Origin of the sequence: Undibacterium sp. WLX3042 (genome assembly GCF_049544825.1) — a bacterium.
Classification (GTDB): Bacteria; Pseudomonadota; Gammaproteobacteria; order Burkholderiales; family Burkholderiaceae_D; genus Undibacterium.
On the sequence record NZ_CP186698.1, the window covers coordinates 1,859,908 to 1,879,739 of the forward strand.

The 19,832-nt window shown below is 50.5% G+C and carries 18 protein-coding genes; 6 read left to right on the forward strand and 12 right to left on the reverse strand.

The annotated features are described in order from the left end of the window. Window positions 1–54: 54 nt before the first annotated feature. Window positions 55–1,770: a hypothetical protein gene (locus ACPAOP_RS08410; RefSeq protein ID WP_423709935.1), complete on the reverse strand. Its 1,716-nt coding sequence runs from the start codon at window positions 1,768–1,770 to the stop codon at window positions 55–57. Between the two features lie 119 nt (window positions 1,771–1,889). Beyond that, window positions 1,890–3,092 carry an MFS transporter gene (locus tag ACPAOP_RS08415; protein ID WP_423679784.1) on the reverse strand — a complete coding sequence of 401 codons (1,203 nt, stop codon included), beginning with the start codon at window positions 3,090–3,092 and terminating at the stop codon, window positions 1,890–1,892. Between the two features lie 525 nt (window positions 3,093–3,617). On the opposite strand from ACPAOP_RS08415, the gene ACPAOP_RS08420 reads away from it, so the two are divergent. Together ACPAOP_RS08420 and ACPAOP_RS08425 are read left to right on the forward strand one after the other, a co-directional pair. Further along, window positions 3,618–5,189 (forward strand): cytochrome D1 domain-containing protein, encoded by a 1,572-nt coding sequence (locus ACPAOP_RS08420; RefSeq protein ID WP_423709997.1) that lies wholly within the window; start codon window positions 3,618–3,620, stop codon window positions 5,187–5,189. A gap of 10 nt (window positions 5,190–5,199) precedes the next feature. Continuing rightward, a complete protein-coding gene (locus ACPAOP_RS08425; RefSeq protein ID WP_423709936.1) occupies window positions 5,200–5,535 on the forward strand; it encodes a c-type cytochrome in 336 nt (111 codons plus the stop codon). A 61-nt stretch (window positions 5,536–5,596) separates the two neighbouring features. Here ACPAOP_RS08425 and ACPAOP_RS08430 read toward each other — a convergent pair whose 3' ends face one another. Continuing rightward, a complete protein-coding gene (locus ACPAOP_RS08430) occupies window positions 5,597–6,055 on the reverse strand; it encodes an RrF2 family transcriptional regulator (protein WP_423709937.1) in 459 nt (152 codons plus the stop codon). A 279-nt stretch (window positions 6,056–6,334) separates the two neighbouring features. Between ACPAOP_RS08430 and ACPAOP_RS08435 the strand changes: the two genes are divergently transcribed. The 4 genes from ACPAOP_RS08435 to ACPAOP_RS08450 all read left to right on the forward strand — a co-directional run bounded on the left by ACPAOP_RS08435 (window position 6,335) and on the right by ACPAOP_RS08450 (window position 9,771). Then, window positions 6,335–8,623: a nitric-oxide reductase large subunit gene (locus ACPAOP_RS08435; protein WP_423709938.1), complete on the forward strand. Its 2,289-nt coding sequence runs from the start codon at window positions 6,335–6,337 to the stop codon at window positions 8,621–8,623. Window positions 8,624–8,721: 98 nt separating this feature from the next. Next, window positions 8,722–8,985, forward strand: a complete 264-nt coding sequence (locus tag ACPAOP_RS08440; protein WP_186885738.1) for a DUF2249 domain-containing protein — start codon at window positions 8,722–8,724, stop codon at window positions 8,983–8,985. A gap of 10 nt (window positions 8,986–8,995) precedes the next feature. Further along, window positions 8,996–9,376, forward strand: coding sequence for a SirB2 family protein (locus ACPAOP_RS08445; RefSeq protein ID WP_423709939.1), 381 nt, complete (start codon window positions 8,996–8,998; stop codon window positions 9,374–9,376). A 47-nt stretch (window positions 9,377–9,423) separates the two neighbouring features. Then, complete coding sequence (locus ACPAOP_RS08450; protein ID WP_423709940.1) at window positions 9,424–9,771, forward strand: cupin domain-containing protein; 348 nt, start codon at window positions 9,424–9,426, stop codon at window positions 9,769–9,771. A 79-nt stretch (window positions 9,772–9,850) separates the two neighbouring features. Here the strand turns inward: ACPAOP_RS08450 and hemN are convergent, their stop codons facing one another. From hemN to ACPAOP_RS08495, 9 genes are all read right to left on the reverse strand, one after another. Next, window positions 9,851–11,242, reverse strand: coding sequence for an oxygen-independent coproporphyrinogen III oxidase (gene hemN / locus ACPAOP_RS08455; protein ID WP_186885735.1), 1,392 nt, complete (start codon window positions 11,240–11,242; stop codon window positions 9,851–9,853). 108 nt (window positions 11,243–11,350) lie between these two features. Continuing rightward, complete coding sequence (locus tag ACPAOP_RS08460; RefSeq protein WP_423709941.1) at window positions 11,351–13,678, reverse strand: TonB-dependent hemoglobin/transferrin/lactoferrin family receptor; 2,328 nt, start codon at window positions 13,676–13,678, stop codon at window positions 11,351–11,353. A gap of 174 nt (window positions 13,679–13,852) precedes the next feature. After that, on the reverse strand, window positions 13,853–14,995 hold the full coding sequence (locus ACPAOP_RS08465; protein ID WP_423709942.1) for an NnrS family protein: 1,143 nt from the start codon (window positions 14,993–14,995) through the stop codon (window positions 13,853–13,855). 291 nt (window positions 14,996–15,286) lie between these two features. After that, window positions 15,287–15,682, reverse strand: a complete 396-nt coding sequence (locus tag ACPAOP_RS08470; RefSeq protein WP_423709943.1) for a putative zinc-binding protein — start codon at window positions 15,680–15,682, stop codon at window positions 15,287–15,289. After that, a complete protein-coding gene (gene ubiT / locus ACPAOP_RS08475; RefSeq protein ID WP_423709944.1) occupies window positions 15,682–16,143 on the reverse strand; it encodes a ubiquinone anaerobic biosynthesis accessory factor UbiT in 462 nt (153 codons plus the stop codon). The genes ACPAOP_RS08470 and ubiT overlap by 1 nt, the downstream gene beginning before the upstream one ends. Before the next feature lie 32 nt (window positions 16,144–16,175). Next, window positions 16,176–17,078: a ubiquinone anaerobic biosynthesis protein UbiV gene (gene ubiV, locus ACPAOP_RS08480; RefSeq protein WP_423709945.1), complete on the reverse strand. Its 903-nt coding sequence runs from the start codon at window positions 17,076–17,078 to the stop codon at window positions 16,176–16,178. 13 nt (window positions 17,079–17,091) lie between these two features. Continuing rightward, window positions 17,092–18,096, reverse strand: a complete 1,005-nt coding sequence (ubiU, locus tag ACPAOP_RS08485) for a ubiquinone anaerobic biosynthesis protein UbiU (RefSeq protein WP_186898202.1) — start codon at window positions 18,094–18,096, stop codon at window positions 17,092–17,094. A 103-nt stretch (window positions 18,097–18,199) separates the two neighbouring features. Continuing rightward, a complete protein-coding gene (locus tag ACPAOP_RS08490) occupies window positions 18,200–18,892 on the reverse strand; it encodes a Crp/Fnr family transcriptional regulator (RefSeq protein WP_423679771.1) in 693 nt (230 codons plus the stop codon). Between the two features lie 283 nt (window positions 18,893–19,175). After that, window positions 19,176–19,823 (reverse strand): response regulator, encoded by a 648-nt coding sequence (locus tag ACPAOP_RS08495; RefSeq protein WP_423679770.1) that lies wholly within the window; start codon window positions 19,821–19,823, stop codon window positions 19,176–19,178. Window positions 19,824–19,832: the final 9 nt, after the last annotated feature.

Consider the following 19,832-nt stretch of genomic DNA (forward strand, 5'->3'; position numbering starts at 1 on the left):
TTCATTTACGCATTCTGAAAGCACAACAAGTATCACGACACAACCCGAAATCACTCAGGTATTAATATCAATACTACCGTGAGGCGGTGCACTCGCCGTCGCATCTGTCACCATATCTGCATTCTTTGCCTGCCCGGATTTTTTGCTTTGTCGGGTTTCACTGGTACTTTGCTGACCGGCATCTTGCTTTAAATCCATCGCCACCGGCGGAATTTCATTACCGAAAACGACTTCATCTCTATCCTCCCGCCCCTGATCAGGCTTCTGGTGTTCGATGGCATCACTGACCTTATATGCCGCGACGGCCGCTGAGATTACAGGATTCACGCCAGCGGTCCAATTCACCCCAGATACAGCAACATCGTTTGCAACATTTGCAGCAGTTACAGCATCAGCAGTCGTTGTAGCGACAGCAGTTACTGGGACAGTTGCATCTGATAACGCCATGTCCGGACTAAGAGTATTCACAATGGCGGGATCATTCAGGCGATAAGCTGATGCGGCCGTCACAACAGACGCTTGCATCGTTAAAGGGTGAACAAGCGCCGCGCCGCTGGGCGCAGCAGGTGTCTGAGGCGCAACAACATCTGTCAGTTCTTGAGAAGATTTCACCGAATTCAGTAGCGTAGCCATTGACACCGATGACAAAGAATTCGCTGTTGTACCGGCAACTTCACTCCCGACAATAACCTTGTGCCCGGTCTGAATTACGTCGGCACCACTTTTTAGTAAGTCACTCTGAAAATCGGCTGATACTAGCGTATGTACTTGTGCCGCCGACGTTGCGGACTGATCAAAAGCAGTTATCGACGCCCCAGTACGCGGTTCAACAGCCGTCTTGTCGGGTACAGATTTTTGCTGTGTGACCGTTGTATTTGCAGATTTCAATGCAGCGGCATCATATACAGTTGATGAAGTAAGCGACGTATTCACAGTCTCAGAAGATGCGGATACCTGCTGAGCTGTCGCCATCGGGGGAGCATTGCTTTGCTCAGCCGCGCTCACTATCCCTGGCGCAGTATCCGTCTCACCGACAGCTACTGTTTTCTGAGTTTTCAGAATGGAGGGCGTCACAGATGTAATGCCAGAGGATAGCGCTGTCGTTGCCGTTGCGAAGATATCGGAGGATGAGACATTTCCAGCTGAATTACCCACGCCGCCGCTGACCTCCGCCGTCGTCAGATTCTGGTTCTGCGCAATAAGCGAAGTCTCTATCTGCGCCAGTGCCTGTAACGCTTGTGTCAGCAAGCTGGCAGTTGCAACAGGCGCATTCGTAAATGCTGTTTGCAACAGTGATGAATCCAGCGTGAACTGAATATTGTCAGTACCGGTAGATGTATCAAGTGTAATACCGATTTTTGCCAGACTTTGCAGTAAATTATTGCCGCTGTCCGCCAGCACGCCGCCCATGGCATCCAGCAGGCTGCTGTCGAGAAAACTTGTCAACGGATCCTGAAGACTGCTGATGTTACCGCTTTGAAAAGTATTGAATGCATTGACAAACGTCGTCGCCAGCGATGCGGTAGTCGCAAAACTCGTTGCCGCATCACCAATGGCGCTGCCACTACCGCTGGCCGCAATCGCTTTCATTTCCTGCTCAAGTAAAGCAAGGGTCATGGCTAATGTCTGACTCAGAGAAGATACATCAACCACGCTTGCTGTTGTATTGACTGAGCCTGCTATTACCGCAGCAGAAACCGTACTGACCGGCGATAAGGCAGAGAGTCTGAGCGGGGTTACTGCAGCAATTGCATCAGTAGAAATCACCATGATCAAGTCACTTTCTGAGAAGTTCCACCATCTCTTTAGTGTAGGACGAATGGAAAATACCGGTAGTTTTTTTCAAAAATGGATAAAGTACCGGATTCAAACAGATGCACTGGCAGACCTCAGCGATCTTGCCGCGCCTCTTCGTAACGCATAGGTCGTATCACTACAAAAACGACGATAGCAAGCAAGGAAAGTGCGGCCGCGAGTCCGAACACCAAGCCTGGGGCAATCATCCACAAAGCACCGGCAACCAGCGAAGCTGGCAGGTATAGCACACCGGTTACGAAGTTATACAAACCAACGGCGGTTGCCCTGCGCTCGGTCTCAATATCGGCAATGAAAGCCTTACTCTGCGATTCGTCTATCGCATAAAAAAATCCATAGACCGCGAATATCGCCACCATCTCCCATTGGCTGGCAGCAAAAATCAGCCAGACATTAATCAAGGCATAGGCCACATAACCAAGCACGATAATGCGTACCCGCCCGATCTGATCGCCAAGAAGACCAATCAACGGCGCCGCAAATACGCACACTGCGTTAAACAAGGCGTATAGCAATACGGTATGAGCAACGCTGAAGCCCAGCAAGTGCGCCTTCAACAAAATAAAGCCGAGACTGAAATACGCCAGGGCAAACACACCTGCAGGAATCAGGAATCGCTTGAATCCCGGACTAAGCTGTTTCCAGTTTTGCTTTATATTTTCCCGTTCATGCGCAACACCATGCTGCTCCGGAATACGGGTCAGTACCAGAACACTGATTACCGCCGGTATAAACGCAAGCAGGAACAAGGTTGCATATGCGCTACGCGACTCCCCAAGCCAGGAGAGCAATCCATACGCGGCCAGAGGCCCGAGTACTGCACCTGCCTTATCCAGCGCCTTGTGTACACCAAACGCATAACCGCGTGACTCGCTGATTGCAATCGAAGACAACCAGGCATCTCTCGGTGGTCCGCGAAACCCCTTACCAAGGCGCTCAATCACACGAAAAATGCTTAACCCGGTAACGGAGGTTGAAATCAGTAATATGAGTTTTGCGAGTGTGGAAAATCCATAACCAGCAGTTGCAAGCCACTTACGCCGCCCGCTGCGATCCGATAACCAGCCGGACAGATAATTCAGTGAAGATGCAGAGAAGTCGGCCATCCCCTCAATTAAACCCAGCAGTGCACTCGAAGCACCCGCCACGGTGGTGAAAAAAATCGCAAATACGGAAAAAATCATTTCCGAACTGAGATCGGTAAGGAAACTCACAAAACCAAGCTTGAGTATATCGGGGTGAAGTCGCCGTTTGTTTTCTGTGTCAGGTTGTGTCATCAAATTATTCTTCAGTTAAAAATATGCATCAATGTACGGCGTAAGTTCCGCATTTAAAAATGCTTTCAGGCACGACAAACAAACTCAACATTAATTACGGGCAACAAATCCATCTGGTGCTGAAACAAAACACTTAATCCAGAACTGGCGATAACACAGATTTTATTCCAGCGCACAAAACGACTGTCGTCGATACTACAAAAACAGGAATAAGTACCCTACACTTTGATGCAACACAAACCCCGCTGGGGTTCCGGGATTTCTTGACAGCCGTCAAGGAATTCAGATGGGTGGTGGCGTAACCTCTGTTACAATAATCCGGCTCAGATTCTTCATCAGTATTCCTCACTTAATAAAGGAAATAAAATGAAATCATCCCATCGCAACACTCTGGCACGACCAGCCCTCGCGCTGTTGGCCATCCTTCCTTTGAGTATCTCCCTCGCCTTCGCGCAGGATGACAAAACCCATAGTGCAGCAGATTTGAAGTATCAGGCCGGAGGCTCTCCTCTCGCCAGTGAGCCCATGCATCAGAACATCAATCCCAAAGCCCCGCCAATGACAAAAGCCGAATTCGAAGCGGGCAAGCAAATTTATTTCCAGCGCTGTGCCGGTTGCCACGGCGTATTACGTAAAGGCGCGACAGGTAAAGCACTAACGCCGGATATTACTCTGGATAAGGGCACAGATTATTTAAAAGTCTTCATCAATTATGGCTCACCAGCCGGTATGCCTAACTGGGGTACGTCTGGTGATCTGTCAGATAAAGAAGTCGATCTGATGGCGCGCTATATTCAGCAGGAGCCACCGGTTCCTCCTGAGTTCAGTCTGAAGGACATGGAAGCGACCTGGAAAGAAGTGATTCCGGTTGCCAAACGTCCGACGAAAAAAATGAATAACTACAATATCGCCAATATCTTCTCCACTACATTGCGCGATTCCGGTGAAGTAGCACTGATCGATGGCGACACCAAGAAAATCATTAACATCGTGAAAACCGGCTATGCCGTGCACATCTCACGCACGTCTGCATCGGGTCGTTATCTGTTCGTGATCGGACGTGATGCACGCATTAATCTGATCGACTTGTGGATGGAAAAACCAGATACCGTTGCTGAAATGAAGGTAGGCCTGGAAGCCCGCTCGGTAGAAACATCTAAATTTAAAGGTTACGAAGATAAATACGCAATCGCTGGCGACTACTGGCCACCTCAGTTCGTGATCATGGAAGGTGACACACTGAAACCGCTGAAAATTGTCTCTACACGCGGTATGACGGTTGACAATGAATACCATCCGGAACCGCGCGTTGCGTCGATTGTCGCTTCCCACTATCGCCCTGAATTCGTTGTCAGCGCCAAAGAAACCGGCAAAATCATGCTGGTGGACTACAAAGACATCAACAACCTGAAAACCACCACGCTGGACGCGGCTAAATTCCTGCATGACGGCGGACTGGATTCCACGGGTCGTTATTTCCTCGTTGCTGCCAACGCATCGAATAAGATTGCCGTGGTCGATACCAAAGAAGACAAAATGGCCGCGATCGTCAACGTTGGAAAAACACCGCATCCAGGTCGTGGCGCAAACTTCATACATCCTAAATTCGGCCCTGTATGGGCAACCAGCCATCTTGGTGATGAAACGATTTCCATGATCGGTACCGACCCGGTCAAACATAAAGCACAAGCATGGAAAGTGGTCGATAGCATCAAAGGTCAGGGCGGCGGTTCGCTGTTTATCAAAACCCATCCAAAATCCAGAAACCTGTGGGTGGACACGCCACTGAACCCTGACACCAAACTGAGCCAGTCTGTCGCAGTGTTCGATATTGATCACTTCGAAAAAGGCTACGTCACTTTACCGATTGCAGAATGGGCCGGTCTGGGTGAAGGCGCGAAACGTATCGTACAGCCTGAATATAACAAAGCTGGCGATGAAGTCTGGTTCTCGGTCTGGAGTGCAAAAGACAAAGAATCAGCCATCGTGGTCGTTGATGATAAAACACGCAAACTGAAAGCCGTGATTAAAGATCCGAAACTGATCACACCAACCGGTAAATTCAATATCAACAATACTCAGCACGACATTTATTAAGGAAAATAAGATGAAACATCAAGTCACCTTATCACTTCTCAGTGCACTGGGAATTGCTGCTCTCGCCTTCTCAGCGACCAGCTCTTACGCCGCCACCGGCGCTGAGCTTGCACAGAAAAATGGTTGCATGGCATGTCATGGTATTGACAAAAAAATCCTTGGTCCAGCTTTTAAAGATATCGCGCAAAAGTACAAAGGAAATGCCGATGCTGTCGCCAGCTTATCCAAAAAAATCAAAGACGGTGGCAGCGGTGTATGGGGAGCAATTCCGATGCCGCCGAACGGCCCTAAAGTCAACGATGCCGACATCAAAACCCTGACTGAGTATGTGCTGAGCACACATTAAACGGGATGCTGTCAGCGCTAAAAAGCCGGTTTAAAACCGGCTTTTTATTGTTGAAAATAGTTTATTTTATTTTCTTTCCCGGCACTGGGTTCATGAAATGGATTTTCCCTACCGTCTCTTTTTTTGAAATCAGATCTTCCAGACTGACATCATCCAGTACCGCAAGATAAGCGCTGGTAGCGCGGTTCAATACACCCTTCAAATTACAACCCATCGCGTAGACACAGGTATTACTGGTACTGTCAAAACACTCCGCCATAAAAAAATCGGTTTCCGTCGCCCGCACGACCTCACCGATATTGATCTCTGCCGGTTCTATATTCAGCTTCAGTCCGCCATTGCGCCCACGCACAGTTTCCACCATGTTGGACATCCCCAGCTGATGCACTACCTTCGTCAGATGATTTTTTGAAATCGAGTGCAATTCAGCGACCTCCTGAATCGTAACAAGCCGATCTCTATGTATCGCCAGATAAATCAGGGTGCGTAAAGTGTAATCAGTGTAAGCAGTTAATCTCATGACTTATGTATTCCGGAAAATGGGCGTGAAGTTGTCACTACATAGCAACTGACATCTTCCCTGCACAGTATATCCCCTTCGTCCACAAAGCAGATTCAGAAACAGATTCAGATCGCAGTTCAGGCACGGGGATAAAAATAAAACACAAAACATACATTTAATTTGCATCTTATTATACATGCATATAAAATGCATCTTATTGAAGCGGTAAATCATTTTTATTTCTCCCACTTCTTTAAGCAATGCACTTTTTTAACTCTACCAATAAGGAAACACGCCATGCACTCCACGCGTAAACTCTGGACCTGGCTAGCTGTGATCTGCGTCTTATCTTTTACCGTTCTCGGTTGGGTAGGTACAGAAATCTATCTCACAGCTCCACCTATCCCTAATCAGGTTGTCAGCACTCAAGGCAAGGTTTTATTCTCTGAAGGACAAGTCCAGCGAGGGCAGGAAGCATGGCTCGCCGCCGGTGGTCAGCAATTAGGTACTGTATGGGGACACGGCAGCTATGTCGCGCCAGACTGGTCAGCCGACTGGCTGCATCGCGAGTCGCTCGCCTTACTGGAAATCTGGGCACAGAAAGAAAACAAACTGTCCTTTGAACAGTTAAGCACACCGCGTCAGGGCGAACTTAAAGCGCGCCTGAAAGAGGAAATGCGCGGCAATACCTACGATCAGAAAAATGGTGTTATCACCCTCTCCCCTGAACGTGCCGCCGCAGTACAACTGGTCACGCAACATTACATCGCACTGTTTGGTAACGATCCATCTCTGGAAAAACTGCGCGAACAGTATGCGATGAATAAAGGTTCACTGCCGGATCAGACAGACTTACAAGCCTTGCCTGCGTTCTTTTTCTGGTCTTCGTGGGCAGCTGCGGCAGATCGTCCCGGCGAAGAAGGTCTGAGCTACACCAGCAACTGGCCGCATGAACCACTGGTTGAAAATACACCGACTGCCGGTGCCGGTATCTGGTCTATTGCCAGCGTGATTCTGATGATCGCTGCGATTGCCGGAATGATTTTCTACCATTCTGCAAGTAAAGAAGAAAGTGATCCTGTTCCACCGAAAACAGATCCCTTATTCGACATGAAGCCAACACCTTCGATGCTGGCGACAAAAAAATACTTTTTTGTTGTCATCGGTCTGATTCTGGCCCAAGTAGGTATGGGTGTGATCACCGCTCACTACGCCGTTGAGGGACATAGCTTCTTTGGTTTCCCATTAGCTGAGATTCTGCCGTTCACGGTCAGCCGCACGATACATACGCAATTTGCGGTGTTGTGGATCGCCACTGCATGGCTGGCAACCGGTCTGTACATAGCCCCCGCAATCTCTGGCTATGAACCTAAATTCCAGAAACTCGGCGTGAATGTCCTGTTTTATGCGTTGCTGTTCATTGTTGTCGGTTCGACCGCGATGGGATGGCTGGGCAGCCTGCAACATAAAGGCAATGAATTCGCATTCTGGATCGGTAATCAGGGTCTGGAATTCACCAGCATGGGACGCGTCTGGCAAATTCTGTTATTTATCGGCTTACTGTTCTGGGTGACTTTATTGGGTCGCGGATTATTACCTGCACTCAAAAAACCATCTGAAAGCCGCGGTCTGATTGCCATGGTATTCCTGGCTGCAATGTGTATCGGCGGTTTCTACGCGACATCGCTGACCTGGGGTCCGCATACACATTACTCCATGATCGAATACTGGCGCTGGTGGTTGGTCCATTTGTGGGTAGAAGGCTTCTTTGAAGTGTTCGCAACAGCTGTCATCGCCCTGCTCTTCACTCGCCTGGGTCTGATCCATGCAGCGACAGCAAACAGCGCGATTATCCTCGAAACGATCGTCTTCCTGTTCGGCGGCATTCTGGGTACCTTGCATCATCTGTATTTCACTGGCACACCGACTTTTGTGATCGCCATCGGTGCCATGTTCTCAGCACTGGAAGTGGTTCCTCTGGCGATGATAGGCGTGGAAGCGTATCGCAATTATCAACGCTCGAAAGCAGCAGCGTGGGTGCAGTCTTACAAATGGTCCATCCTGTGCTTCATCGCTGTCGGTTTCTGGAATACTGTCGGTGCGGGTTTGTTAGGTTTCTCCATCAATACCCCGATTGCTCTGTATTACATGCAAGGTCTGAACATGACAGCTGCACATGGACATGCTGCTTTGTTCGGTGTGTACGGCATGTTGGGCATAGGCTTGCTGCTGTTCTGCCTGCGTGGCTTGTCTTCACGCGCTGCATGGTCTGACAAATTGCTGCAAGCAATGTTCTGGATGCTCAATATCGGTCTCGCAATGATGGTGTTCATCTCATTGGTACCTGCCGGTATTTATCAAGCAGTCGCCAGCATCACGAAAGGGATGTGGTTTGCCCGTTCACCTGAAGTCATACACTCGCACCTGATGGAAACACTGGTCTGGCTGCGCGTACCTGGCGACGTCGTGTTCGCGATCGGTACCGTCTGTCTGGCCTTGTTTGCCTTCCGTTTGCTGATAGCAAAAAAGGCAGCGAACGTCAGCCTGAACAGCTCAATCCCTGCGAAAAAAACTAAACAAGCTTAATCACATCAGAGGCCGTCTGAGAAATATTTTCTGACGGCCTCTGCTTCACTATTCAATAGCATCACTAGTATCAACATCATCTATTAAGGAGTTTTACAATGTCCCACGATTGCTCTATGCCAGTTATCGCTGAAGGTATTTACTCATTTGATGCGCGTGGCATTGCCAAGCGTTTTCGTCATGCAGCGATCTTCGGTGCGCTGTCTGCTTTAGAACGTGGAGAAACCATGCGCTTCTGCAATGACCATAACCCCTTGCCTTTACTATCGCAGATAGAGCATCATTTCGGCTCCAGCGTCAAAATCAGCTATGTGTCGCAGGAACCGGGCGCAATTGTGATTGATTTTCTTATCTGTGATTAAGGAATAAATAATGGACTACCTGACAGTCAAGCACATTCATATCACCTGTGCGACCCTGAGCGGTAGTCTGTTTTTTTTGCGCGGTATCTGGATGTGGCAGGACTCGGCCATACTGCAAAAAAAATGGATCAGAATCGCCCCACATCTGATCGATACCTTACTGCTGGCGAGTGCGCTGACGATGGTGTTCTGGAGCAGACAATATCCGTTCGTTGAAGCCTGGCTGACGGCGAAAGTTCTGGCGCTGTTGCTTTACATAGGTTTAGGAACGGTTGCACTGAAGCGCGGTAAAACAAAAACTGTCAGAATCCGTACCTGGATCGCCGCCTTAGCGGTATTCTCTTATATCGTTGCAGTTGCACTGACGAAACAAGCTTTGCCACACTGGTAATTGATCGCCGTGTGCGCATCCACCAATCAGTTTTTGGGAGACCGACAATGGCACAAAAACACTTATCCTCCGGTGACAGCATTCATATTCTGTCTTCCGGCAATAGTGAAACCGTCCCCGCGCAAGCCCTATTCAAAGATAAGCACATGGAAGTCATGCGCTTATCTTTACCGGCAGCAAAGCATATCGCCACTCATCAGGTCGATGGTCCTATCACTATTTTTTGCATAGAAGGTCAGGTTGAAATACAGACCGACCATGCCAGAAAAATCTTACATACCGGCGACTTAATGTATCTGGCAGCATCCGCATCGCATGCGTTGACAGCGATTGATGATTCCTCATTATTGGTCACTATCGCACTGCAAGGTTCAGCGCATCAGGTGGACGCCTGACATAACGGCAATCGCCGGAAGCAAGAAAAAAGGAAATAAAAAAGCCCGGAATCATCCGGGCTTTTTTGTCAGAAAAAAATCAGATCAGCTTAGAATACGTCGCCGTCGTTACTTTCTTCAGATACTTATCGAACGTCATCGCCACCGCGCGGACAAACAAACGGCCTTTGGGTGTGACACGAAGCGCATCCGCATCAATCGTGATAAAGCCAACGTCCTCGTATTGACGTAATTGCGTAATTTCTTCAGCGAAGTAAGTCATGAAATCAATACCGTAAGCGGCGTTGATGTCTGCAACCGACAAAGGCATACTGCACATTAAAGTCATGATGACATCACGTCGTAATAAATCATCCTTATCTAAGGCGATTCCCTTCTCTACCGGCAATTTTCCTTCATCGAGCAACTGATAATACTCTTTGATCGTACGTACCGACTGACTGTACGAATCGCCGACTTTACCAATCGCAGAAACACCAAAGCCAATCAGATCGCATTCCGCACGGGTTGTGTAACCCTGAAAATTTCTGTGCAAAGACTGATCCTGACGCGCCTTATTCAACTCATCGTCAGGTCGGGAAAAGTGATCCAGACCGATGTAGATATAACCAGCATCCAGCAAGCGACGGGTGGACATCAGGAAAATCTGCAAGCGCTCTTCAGCCGATGGCAGATCTGCCTCGATAATCTGACGCTGCGCTTTGAAACGGCTAGGTAAATGCGCATAGTTGTACAGTGCAATGCGGTCTGGTGCTAATGCGATCAGGCTATCGAGCGTGCGGCCAAAGCTTTCAATATTCTGTTTAGGTAAGCCATAAATCAGATCGGCATTCACCGACTGAAAATGCGCTTTACGGCTTTCCTTGACTGCGGCTTCGACCATACTGAACGGCTGTATCCGGTTCACTGCCTGTTGTACAGCCGGGTCAAAATCCTGCACACCAAAACTATTGCGGTTGAACCCCAGCTCGGCCAACACCGCCAGCGTTTCCGGTTTCACTGTGCGCGGATCAATTTCCACGCCCAGTTCAGCGTCATCCGTAAAGGTGAAATGCTGACGTATCATCGCCATTAACTGACGCAGCTCATCAGAACTGAAAAACGTCGGTGTTCCGCCACCCAGATGCAGCTGCGCGGTCAGGCGATCAGGGCCGATCCGAGCTGCGACCATCGCCATTTCTTTTTCGAGATAACGTAAATATTCGGTGGTGCGACTGTGGTCTTTGGTAATGATCTTATTGCACGCACAGAAATAACACAGCGACTCACAAAACGGCAAATGCAGATACAAGGACAAAGGCGGATTATTCGTTCGTCCCGCTCTTTGTTCGAGATAAGTAATGTAACTTTGTTCGGTGAACCCGGTATTGAAGCGATCGGCCGTCGGATACGAGGTATAACGTGGCCCGGACTTGTCGAATTTCCGTATCAGCTCTTCAGACAGCTCAATATCGTCGATTGGTGTGGTCATTATGTTCTTTCGGTGCGTCTTGCATACAAGATCGCTATTGTATGCAAGCAAAGCCAGTCTATGTCGATTTACATCAATTTATTTAGCAGAATCTGCCGGGTTCAACAGTTAAAAATCGTAGGAAACAGACATATCATAATGGCGTCCCGGCTGGGTGTAGGCATCGATCACGGCTGAGTTTGCCGCAACACCCTGCACATCAGACCAGTTCCAGTATTTCTTATTTGTCAGATTACGTACTGCCGCATTGAGCCGCAGATTTTTCTGCAAACGCCATTGTCCCGATAGATCTAAGGTCATTGCTGAAGGAATGGTCAGCTGCGCCACCCGTGGCGGAGTCGCTGGTTTGGGTAAATACGGGCTATCCAGATCGGCCGCCATTTTTGCATCCTGATGCAAGGCTTGCAGCCGGACTTCCCAGGCGGGTTTGCTATAGCTGACGCCAATACTGATTTTCGCCGGATCGATCGCATTCAACGGTAAGCCGGTCGTATCATCGCTGCCATGCGTGACGCCATACGCAAATGGCATTGTCAGCTTACCACCGGCGATTTCACCCCACTGCACCTGCCCTTTAATTTCAAAACCGCTGATCGTCGCTTTATCGACATTGACTGTCTGGAAAATCGCCGGATCACCGATCACACCTTTACCGCCCAGCGGTTTTTTATCGACGATGAGGTTATCGTATTTTCCTCTGAACACAGCGATATCAAGGCTCAGTCTGTCGAGCATTGCACGTAAGCCGATTTCGATGTTATGGCTTTTTTCCGGTTTCAGATCGGGATTCGACAATAAAACAGCAGGGATTGTCGCACTATCGAACACGCCATTGATTTGTTGGGCATTCGGCGCACGGAAACCACTCGCATAGTTACCAAAGGCACTCCATTCTGGCGTCAAGCGGTACAGGAAACCCAGCTTAGGCGAGACCGCGGAACCGGAAAGTGATTTGGCGGGCGTTTTTGCCGGTGGTGCAAAACCAGCCTGACTGATCACATCCAGATCAAAATGATCAAAGCGCACACCGGGTGTGATAATCCATTTGCCGACAAATATTTCATCCTGCACAAAGACAGCGCGGCTGGAATCCCGGGTATCCGGAAAATATTTGCGTGGCACAAAATCCGCATTTCCCGGATCGATACCATCAAACATATTTTTGATATCGGCACGACTGTAATCGAAGCCATAACTCAGGCGCTGCGACCAGCCTGCGGCTATTCTGAATAATTTATCGGCCTGAATATGGAATTGCGCGCTGCGCTCACTGTAGCTGACATCGCGCACGCGGTCGGCCAGCGTATTTCTGTGCGTCACACCGAATTCGCGGGAACTGGCATCCTGAAAACTGAAAGCCGTCTGCACATGATCGACATACGCGTTATTGAGCGTATACCGGCTTTGCAAGCTCAGACGGTCGCGTGTCATATTACTCGTGGCATTTTCACCAGCGACCGCAGAGGCTGTCGTCAACGGCAGCTTTGCACGGCTTGAGAGCAATTCGTAGTCAGCATCTTTATTCACATGCTCGATGCTCACGGTGTGTTTCTGATCAGCTGTTGGCTGATACACCAGTTTCAGCAATACCGACTGTCCTTCATTCTTCTGTGGGTTCGGGGTGGTGCGATCCACATTCGCAACATCTTTGCTGCCCATATTCTGCATGCCACCGGCATGATTCACTGCGGCACTCACCAACCACGTCAGCTCAGGGTTGATGCGCCCGGCCAGACTGGCAGACAGCGTCCGCGAATGATCGTCACCGTTATACGACAGCGATACTTTGCCGCCAACATCTCTCTGCTGATCGCCGCGCCGCTGCAGGAAATCAGCCGGTTCCAGCGTGATGAAATTCACCAAACCGGCCAGGCCATCAGAACCATACAATACCGATGCCGGGCCGCGCACAATTTCCACCTGGCGGATCAGATCCAGCGATAAGGAATCCCTGCCAAATGCGTTGCTACCATTGATGTAGCTACGCGGCAGACGGACGCCGTCCACCAGCATCAGCACTCGATTTCCATCCTGCCCGCGGATATTGAAACCGGCATTTGTATCACGCCCGGTTGCATTGCCGACGCCAGTCACAGTAAATCTGGCGGGCGCGCGTTTAACGGAAATATTGGGTAAGTTTTTAACCAGATCATGAATATCGGCGACGTGCCCGCTTTCCATTTCCTGCCAACCAATGATGTCCATCGACAAAGGCAAATCTTCGACGAATTGCTCGTAACGGGCACCACTGATGACAACGATCTGCACCGGCACTGTCGCATTTGCCACTAAGGTCGCTGGTGTCAGCGGCGCCGTCTGCGCCTGCACATACGCTGTCATACCACTAGAAAAAAGACCGGCCAGCAGCAATCTGAGGGTGTGTTTTTTGATCCGGAAGCCATTTCCGGACAAGCGCGTTGCGTCTGATTTTTTCATGATGAATACCAGCAAAGGAGAATAGCTAGCAGTCTAAACTTCCATCAACACGGGTCAATACGCATTCCGGTCAGGCAACTAGGCATTCCGAACTAGACCGCGGCGACATACTGCAACATCGCGCCACAAAACCAAGCGACGGCATCACGGACGTTCAGCCACGTAGAGACAGGATTACCCTGGTTTTCCATCGGCCCGAGCTTTCAGATAGACCGGCAGCATCATGGCGATCCAGATCGTAATCAGTAACAACCAAACCGTGGCCGAGACAGTCAGTAAAGAAGGTATCACCAGCAAGCTGGCAACGATGCGCAGCATGGCAGCCAGATGCAGCCCGAGATACACCATCCACAAACTGTTCGACACCTGCAAAGGTCTGCCGCTGTGACCATAAGAAACACGGCTGACAAAAGCGACCAGCATGGTTCCCATGAACCCCAGCCCAAGTGCGTGTATGGATGCAGAACCAACTGCCACACCGAGCGCGCCCGCCGCCTGCAATCCAAACACCACCGCCAGCCAGGCAAATGACAAATGCAGCATTGCCAGCATACGGTTTTGCAGGCTGCGGAAAATTCCCCAGCGCCACGACGTCACAACAAAACTCAGGCTAAGCACGCTTGCGCTGAACGCTTCCAGATAACGCCAGCCGGTAATTCCTGCCAGCACCAGCAACCAGCATCCGCCCAGCCAGACACCGAGCAACCAGTATGGCCGCCATGCCACATAAGGCTTCAGCACATTGCTGCTGAAAAAGGGCAGCATTCTGTGACTCACCGTCAGAAAAACCGGTAGCAAAAATCCGAAAAAAGAAAATTCGCGGGCGAGCTGCCATGCGTCGGTGTCACCTGCACTCCAGAACGCTGCTGCCAGCAATGCCAGCATGCCGCTCAGCATCGCGATCAGGATAGAGACGGGATGTTTTTTATCGAGGGCCTTGCTGCGCCGGATCAAATCGCCCCAGCGCCAGGTCACAGCAAGCCATGCCGCCAGCATCAGTACAAACCCCGAAGTGCGTAAGGGATACCAGCCTAAGCCCGCCGCAACTAAAACGAGCAGCAAGCCGCAAAAATAGGTGCCACCGTGTAAAAGAAAATAATGATCCGCCGAATCTACCGACAACCAGCGCGGCCCGGCGGTAAAAGTGAAGCCAAGAATAAACAAGGGAAATATACCGAGCGGCATCACCAGTGCGTGCAAAGGAACCGCCATCGTCTGCGACACCACTTGCCGCCACCACCAGACAAACAGTATCAGCGCCGCCAGTGCGCCAAGAAAAAAATACAAACGGTGAGGAGCAATCGCAAGACGTTTCATGAGGGTTCACCATGAGTGAAAAAGACATCAACAATCATCACAGGCAAGTGGCGATCCTGCGGAGATAAAACGAAAAATCAGCCAAGACAGCAGCAAGTAGCTGATCTGAGGCAAAAATGCGGGGGAATATACTCCCCCCAGTATATTTTGAAGCCCTTATTTCATAAGGAGAATAAGATGTTTTTCTCAAAAATGAGGGGGAGTATGCATCTATACCACTTAATAAACGACTGAATAACACCCCACTATAACGCCCCACCGAATGACTTAGCGGCAATTCATCAACAACGGCTAGCAAGAAAGCTGCGCGCTTGCTAGTGCGAGCTGAGCTAATTCCTGTTCCACTATTTGCCACGCCAGCTGCATTTCATCCTCCGAGGCATCCGCATGAAAACGCTTGCGTACGCCTTCCTGATTCAGAATCAGATGGCGGTCGGCGTGCACACCTGCCTGCTGCAAACAGGCTTTCACACACGCCAGTGCACAACCATCCAGGGCCAGCACCGATCGCCCCGATTGCGCGAGCCGCACCAACGAAGCGACACCGCCACCAACCCCGGCGATGCACGACATCTGTGCCCGCCCTTCCCTGTCCAGCCGGACGGCACAGGTATTCGTAAGCTGCGCCACACTGGAACAGCCGGAGCAGGCATAGACCAAGGGCAGTGTTGCTGGCTCAGCAGACATCAGACGCTTTCGGGCTGTCGTAAAAAACGATCAGCAAACCGGCTCAGCCACGCCGGACGCTCGCTGGCATCAATCCAGTATTTCACGGCAACGCCTAATTCCGTATTGCCTTCGATGCGCAGACGGCGACGGAAAAACAGGGTATCAGCATCTTCCATGCCGGACGCCATCTGAAAAAAATCTGCCGAACTGGCCGACAGGCAGACATCTGCTTCGGCTTCCCTGGCGTTTTTATAGACCGGACGAAACTTGCCCTGATCACAGTAAAAACACAGCGACAAACCCAGATCCTCCACCTGAATCCGAAAGGTTTTGCCGTAAAGGGTATCGGGTGCCACCAGCAATTCCTTGCGGCGTGCGATTTCCAGCGCCAGCATCAGCGGCGCGGTTGCCAGCGGCGTCGGCATCCACTTACCCACTTGCTGAAACGGTGCGGGAAAACGAAATTGTGATAAGTCCATCATGCATACTTTCAGAAATAACGAAGCGCAACTTATTCCACCGTCAGCCATTGCATACCTGGCTTTGCCTGCCAGTAGCCATTGCTGCGTTGGGCATGTGGCGGCAAATACTGACTGCCGACTTGTGCCGCACTGAGAGACTGACGCGCGCGGTCAAACGCCGCGACCACTTCCGCCATGCCTTGCGACTGCGGTTGCAAACGCAAAATATCAACCTGCATAGACACTAATTCTGGTACCTGTGCTCCCAGATCAAGGCAAGTCGAACTCTGTGTCTGAATACCGTTAATCGTCAGAAAATCCTTACCATCGCGCGTGGCCAGCGGCAATCCATCAGGATATTGTTCGCAACGGAATTCACAACTGTCTTTACGCAAGCGATGATGGCGCGCAGTGAAACAGCGCGACGAAAACGCCAGCGCCTGCCGCCCCCAGACCTGCACTTCAGTTTCCATGCCAACCGGACGTTGCGCTTGTATCGCGGCCAGATCTTCGTGCCCGAGTTCTATCGGTGGCGTAAAGCGGCGAGCACCGAGTCCGGCTAGCCACTGCAAAGTGTCCGCGTGATACACATTCAGATGCGGCCCGGCAACAAAGGGTCTGCCCTGCATGGCACGTACCGCACTGAAATCATTTGCCTCAATCAGCAAACCCTGCTCTGAGGCTTTATCCACCAGCCTGTGCATATTACGACGATCGGCTTCACTGTCGATCAGGGTCAGGCTGGAAAGCACCACTTCTTTGCCTGCATTACGCAATTCTAAAGCGACGGCCAGCCAGTCATCGAGCTTCATCAGATGGCGGCGTGAGCAAGTGACCTCACCAAGATAAACGATATCGACCGGCCATTGCATCGCATCGACATAAAAACGCAGGGTCTCTTCTTTTGACCAGTAATAGGCAAGCGGAGCGAGTGAGATTTTTAATGCTGTCATGGTATGTTTTGCCTTATTTCCAGGGACGCTCAAACGCACCTTGCGTCACCTGTGCGCCTTCGGCGTGACGCGCCAGCATCGCCTGCCATTCAGGCCGGGCGGAATAACGTCCAGGATCGCGTTGCGCCGCATCGAGTGCTGCGCGCAAAGTGCCGACCACTTGCGTCACATAGCTGGGGCTGCGCTGGCGGCCTTCAATCTTGATCGCTGCCACGCCCATATTGATCAGTTGCGGTAACAGACCGATGGCATTCAGACTGGTCGGTTCTTCTAGCGCATAATCAATTTCACCTTCGACTTCGAACCTGCCCTTGCATAAAGTCGGATAACCAGCCGCTTCATCCGGCGCATAGCGATCAATCAGCGTGCCGCTCAGGCGAGCGTACATCGTGCGGTCTTTCTCTTCCCAGCTGACCGCATGGGCAGGCGAACATACACCTTTATTATTCGGTGAGTCGCCAGTCACATAACTGGATAAGAGGCAACGTCCTTCGGCCATGACACACAGGCTACCAAAACCAAAGACTTCAATTTCCACCGTGGTCTGACGAATGATTTTCTCAATCTCGGTCAGCGTCAGCACACGCGGCAACACCGCACGCTTGATCGCAAATTGTTCGCGCATGAGTTCAATCGCATCAAGCGTTGTCGCCGAGCCTTGCACCGACAAATGTAATCGCAGATCGGGATGACGATCGCGCGCATACGCCATCAGACCGGGATCAGCCAGGATGACTGCATCAGCCCCCATCTGCACCGCCGTATCAATCGCGGCGCGCCATTCAGCAACCGCGCGCGCCTGCGGATACGTATTAATCGCAAACAGAATTTGTCGTCCGCGGCTATGCGCGTAAGCAACACCCTGTCGGATGTCGCTGTCGCCGAAATTGAGCCCGCCAAAGTTACGGGCGTTGGTGGCGTTGCGTAAGCCGAGATATACCGCATTCGCTCCTTTGTCTATCGCTGCTTTCAGAGCAACCAGACTACCGGCAGGAGCAACCAGATCGATAGGATTCATGACACAAGATGGTAATAAAATTTATTTTTCCGGTCATTGTCCTGGGTCAATAAAATTTCAATCGGCATCCGGCGCCTGCCATCAGTCATCTGACTCTCTTGTATTAATGCAGGGTCACAACATTGTGCTGATAGGTTTTCAGCGCATCATGCGAACCGATATGAATCGTAGAACCACAGACACGGATTAATTGTTCGTCCATCAGCTGATGCAATACCCGTGACAAGGTTTCGGGCGATAAGTTGAGCAAAGACGCCAGCAAATGCTTCTTTAATTCCAGCCTGACTTCATTCGTGCTTTGCATCGCAGACGTTTGCAACAGATAGTCAATCACGCGTTGAGTCGCATTTTGCAAAGAATAGCGTTCCACATTCCGGATAAAACCCAGCAGACGGTAAGACAACCCTGCCATCATCTGGCGTGAAATCAGGGGCGAGCGATCCAACAAACGCAGAAGAGCCTGGCGCGGAATTTTCAGCAACAGAGTATTTTCCAGCGCCTCTGCATAGAATGGATACGGCTCATCCAGAAACATCATCGCCTCACCCAGACTCTGCCCGGGACGAATGAGTTCCAGCACTTTATCGTTGCCCTGCGAAGAAGGGATACTCAGCTTCACCAACCCGTACACGACAATGTAACAGGCATCGGCCTGATCACCCTTGCGGAACAGCATCGTGTTTTTTTCCAGCTCAGTCTTGACCACATCCCTTTGCAATGTGTGCAGATCCACGGCCGAAATATTCCGGAACAGGGCGTGATTTTCCAGCAAACCAAGCAAATTAATTTTCGTCATGTTATCTCTCATGTTATTTCTCCAGCTTCTTTGACAGAAATCAAGTGTAGAAGCAGAGAAAATTACTGACTATCCGCCGAGAGAACTAGAACTGAAAAGCAAACGGAGAGATCGCCTGAGCGAATGACGGAGACATGCCGCACAAATCAGTGAATGCGGCGATACCAGAGAAGACAAATACTGAGATACTCATGGCTGGCAGAACACAAAGATGCTGTCGTGCCGATATCCTGCCTGAGCAGCAGACACGACGAGTAAGGAAAATATAGTGGAAATGGCAGTCTTACGACTTATCCAGCCCGTGTTCAACAGCGTACACGGCAATTTGCACGCGGCTGCTGAGACTGAGTTTTTTCAGGATATTCTGCACATGAATTTTGACGGTACTTTCCGCCACATTCAGATTGCGGGCGATTTCCTTATTACTTTCGCCACGCGCGAGGCAGATCATCGTTTCGCGTTCGCGCGGCGTGAGCTTCTCGCGCTCCGGTGCGGTGCTGAGGTTGTTTCCGGTACGGAATTGCATCACCAGCTTAGCCGTCATGGATTCGGCGATCACCGGTTCACCAGCGGCGGCACGCCGGATCGCCTGAGTCAGATAATCTGCTTCGATATTTTTTAGCAAATAGCCACGCGCACCATTTTTCAGTGCTTTCGTAAGATCTTCGGCTTCCTCAGACACGGTCAGCATCAGCACGGCAGTATCCGGTAAATCCTCGACGATGAGCTGCATCGCTTCCAGCCCGGACAAACCCGCCATATTCAGATCCATCAACACCACATCGGGTCGCAATTGCTTGGCACGCTTTACCCCTTCCAGACCATCGGATGCTTCACCGACGATCTCAAATTCAGGATTACGCTGCAACAACAAGCGAATACCACTGCGAAAAAGCGTGTGATCATCCACCAGCAAAATCTTGATAGGCATATTTTTCAG

What these genes read in the sequence shown, in the direction of transcription:
- ACPAOP_RS08440 (WP_186885738.1), top strand. Translation starts at nt 8,722, where the DNA reads ATGTCCCACGATTGCTCTATGCCAGTTATCGCTGAAGGTATTTACTCA.
- ACPAOP_RS08445 (WP_423709939.1), top strand. Translation starts at nt 8,996, where the DNA reads ATGGACTACCTGACAGTCAAGCACATTCATATCACCTGTGCGACCCTG.
- ACPAOP_RS08430 (WP_423709937.1), bottom strand. Translation starts at nt 6,055, where the DNA reads ATGAGATTAACTGCTTACACTGATTACACTTTACGCACCCTGATTTAT.
- ACPAOP_RS08495 (WP_423679770.1), bottom strand. Translation starts at nt 19,823, where the DNA reads ATGCCTATCAAGATTTTGCTGGTGGATGATCACACGCTTTTTCGCAGT.
- ACPAOP_RS08435 (WP_423709938.1), top strand. Translation starts at nt 6,335, where the DNA reads ATGCACTCCACGCGTAAACTCTGGACCTGGCTAGCTGTGATCTGCGTC.
- ACPAOP_RS08490 (WP_423679771.1), bottom strand. Translation starts at nt 18,892, where the DNA reads ATGACGAAAATTAATTTGCTTGGTTTGCTGGAAAATCACGCCCTGTTC.
- ACPAOP_RS08420 (WP_423709997.1), top strand. Translation starts at nt 3,618, where the DNA reads ATGCATCAGAACATCAATCCCAAAGCCCCGCCAATGACAAAAGCCGAA.
- ACPAOP_RS08425 (WP_423709936.1), top strand. Translation starts at nt 5,200, where the DNA reads ATGAAACATCAAGTCACCTTATCACTTCTCAGTGCACTGGGAATTGCT.
- ubiU (WP_186898202.1), bottom strand. Translation starts at nt 18,096, where the DNA reads ATGAATCCTATCGATCTGGTTGCTCCTGCCGGTAGTCTGGTTGCTCTG.
- hemN (WP_186885735.1), bottom strand. Translation starts at nt 11,242, where the DNA reads ATGACCACACCAATCGACGATATTGAGCTGTCTGAAGAGCTGATACGG.
- ACPAOP_RS08465 (WP_423709942.1), bottom strand. Translation starts at nt 14,995, where the DNA reads ATGAAACGTCTTGCGATTGCTCCTCACCGTTTGTATTTTTTTCTTGGC.
- ACPAOP_RS08410 (WP_423709935.1), bottom strand. Translation starts at nt 1,770, where the DNA reads ATGGTGATTTCTACTGATGCAATTGCTGCAGTAACCCCGCTCAGACTC.
- ACPAOP_RS08460 (WP_423709941.1), bottom strand. Translation starts at nt 13,678, where the DNA reads ATGAAAAAATCAGACGCAACGCGCTTGTCCGGAAATGGCTTCCGGATC.
- ACPAOP_RS08450 (WP_423709940.1), top strand. Translation starts at nt 9,424, where the DNA reads ATGGCACAAAAACACTTATCCTCCGGTGACAGCATTCATATTCTGTCT.
- ACPAOP_RS08415 (WP_423679784.1), bottom strand. Translation starts at nt 3,092, where the DNA reads ATGACACAACCTGACACAGAAAACAAACGGCGACTTCACCCCGATATA.
- ubiT (WP_423709944.1), bottom strand. Translation starts at nt 16,143, where the DNA reads ATGGACTTATCACAATTTCGTTTTCCCGCACCGTTTCAGCAAGTGGGT.
- ubiV (WP_423709945.1), bottom strand. Translation starts at nt 17,078, where the DNA reads ATGACAGCATTAAAAATCTCACTCGCTCCGCTTGCCTATTACTGGTCA.
- ACPAOP_RS08470 (WP_423709943.1), bottom strand. Translation starts at nt 15,682, where the DNA reads ATGTCTGCTGAGCCAGCAACACTGCCCTTGGTCTATGCCTGCTCCGGC.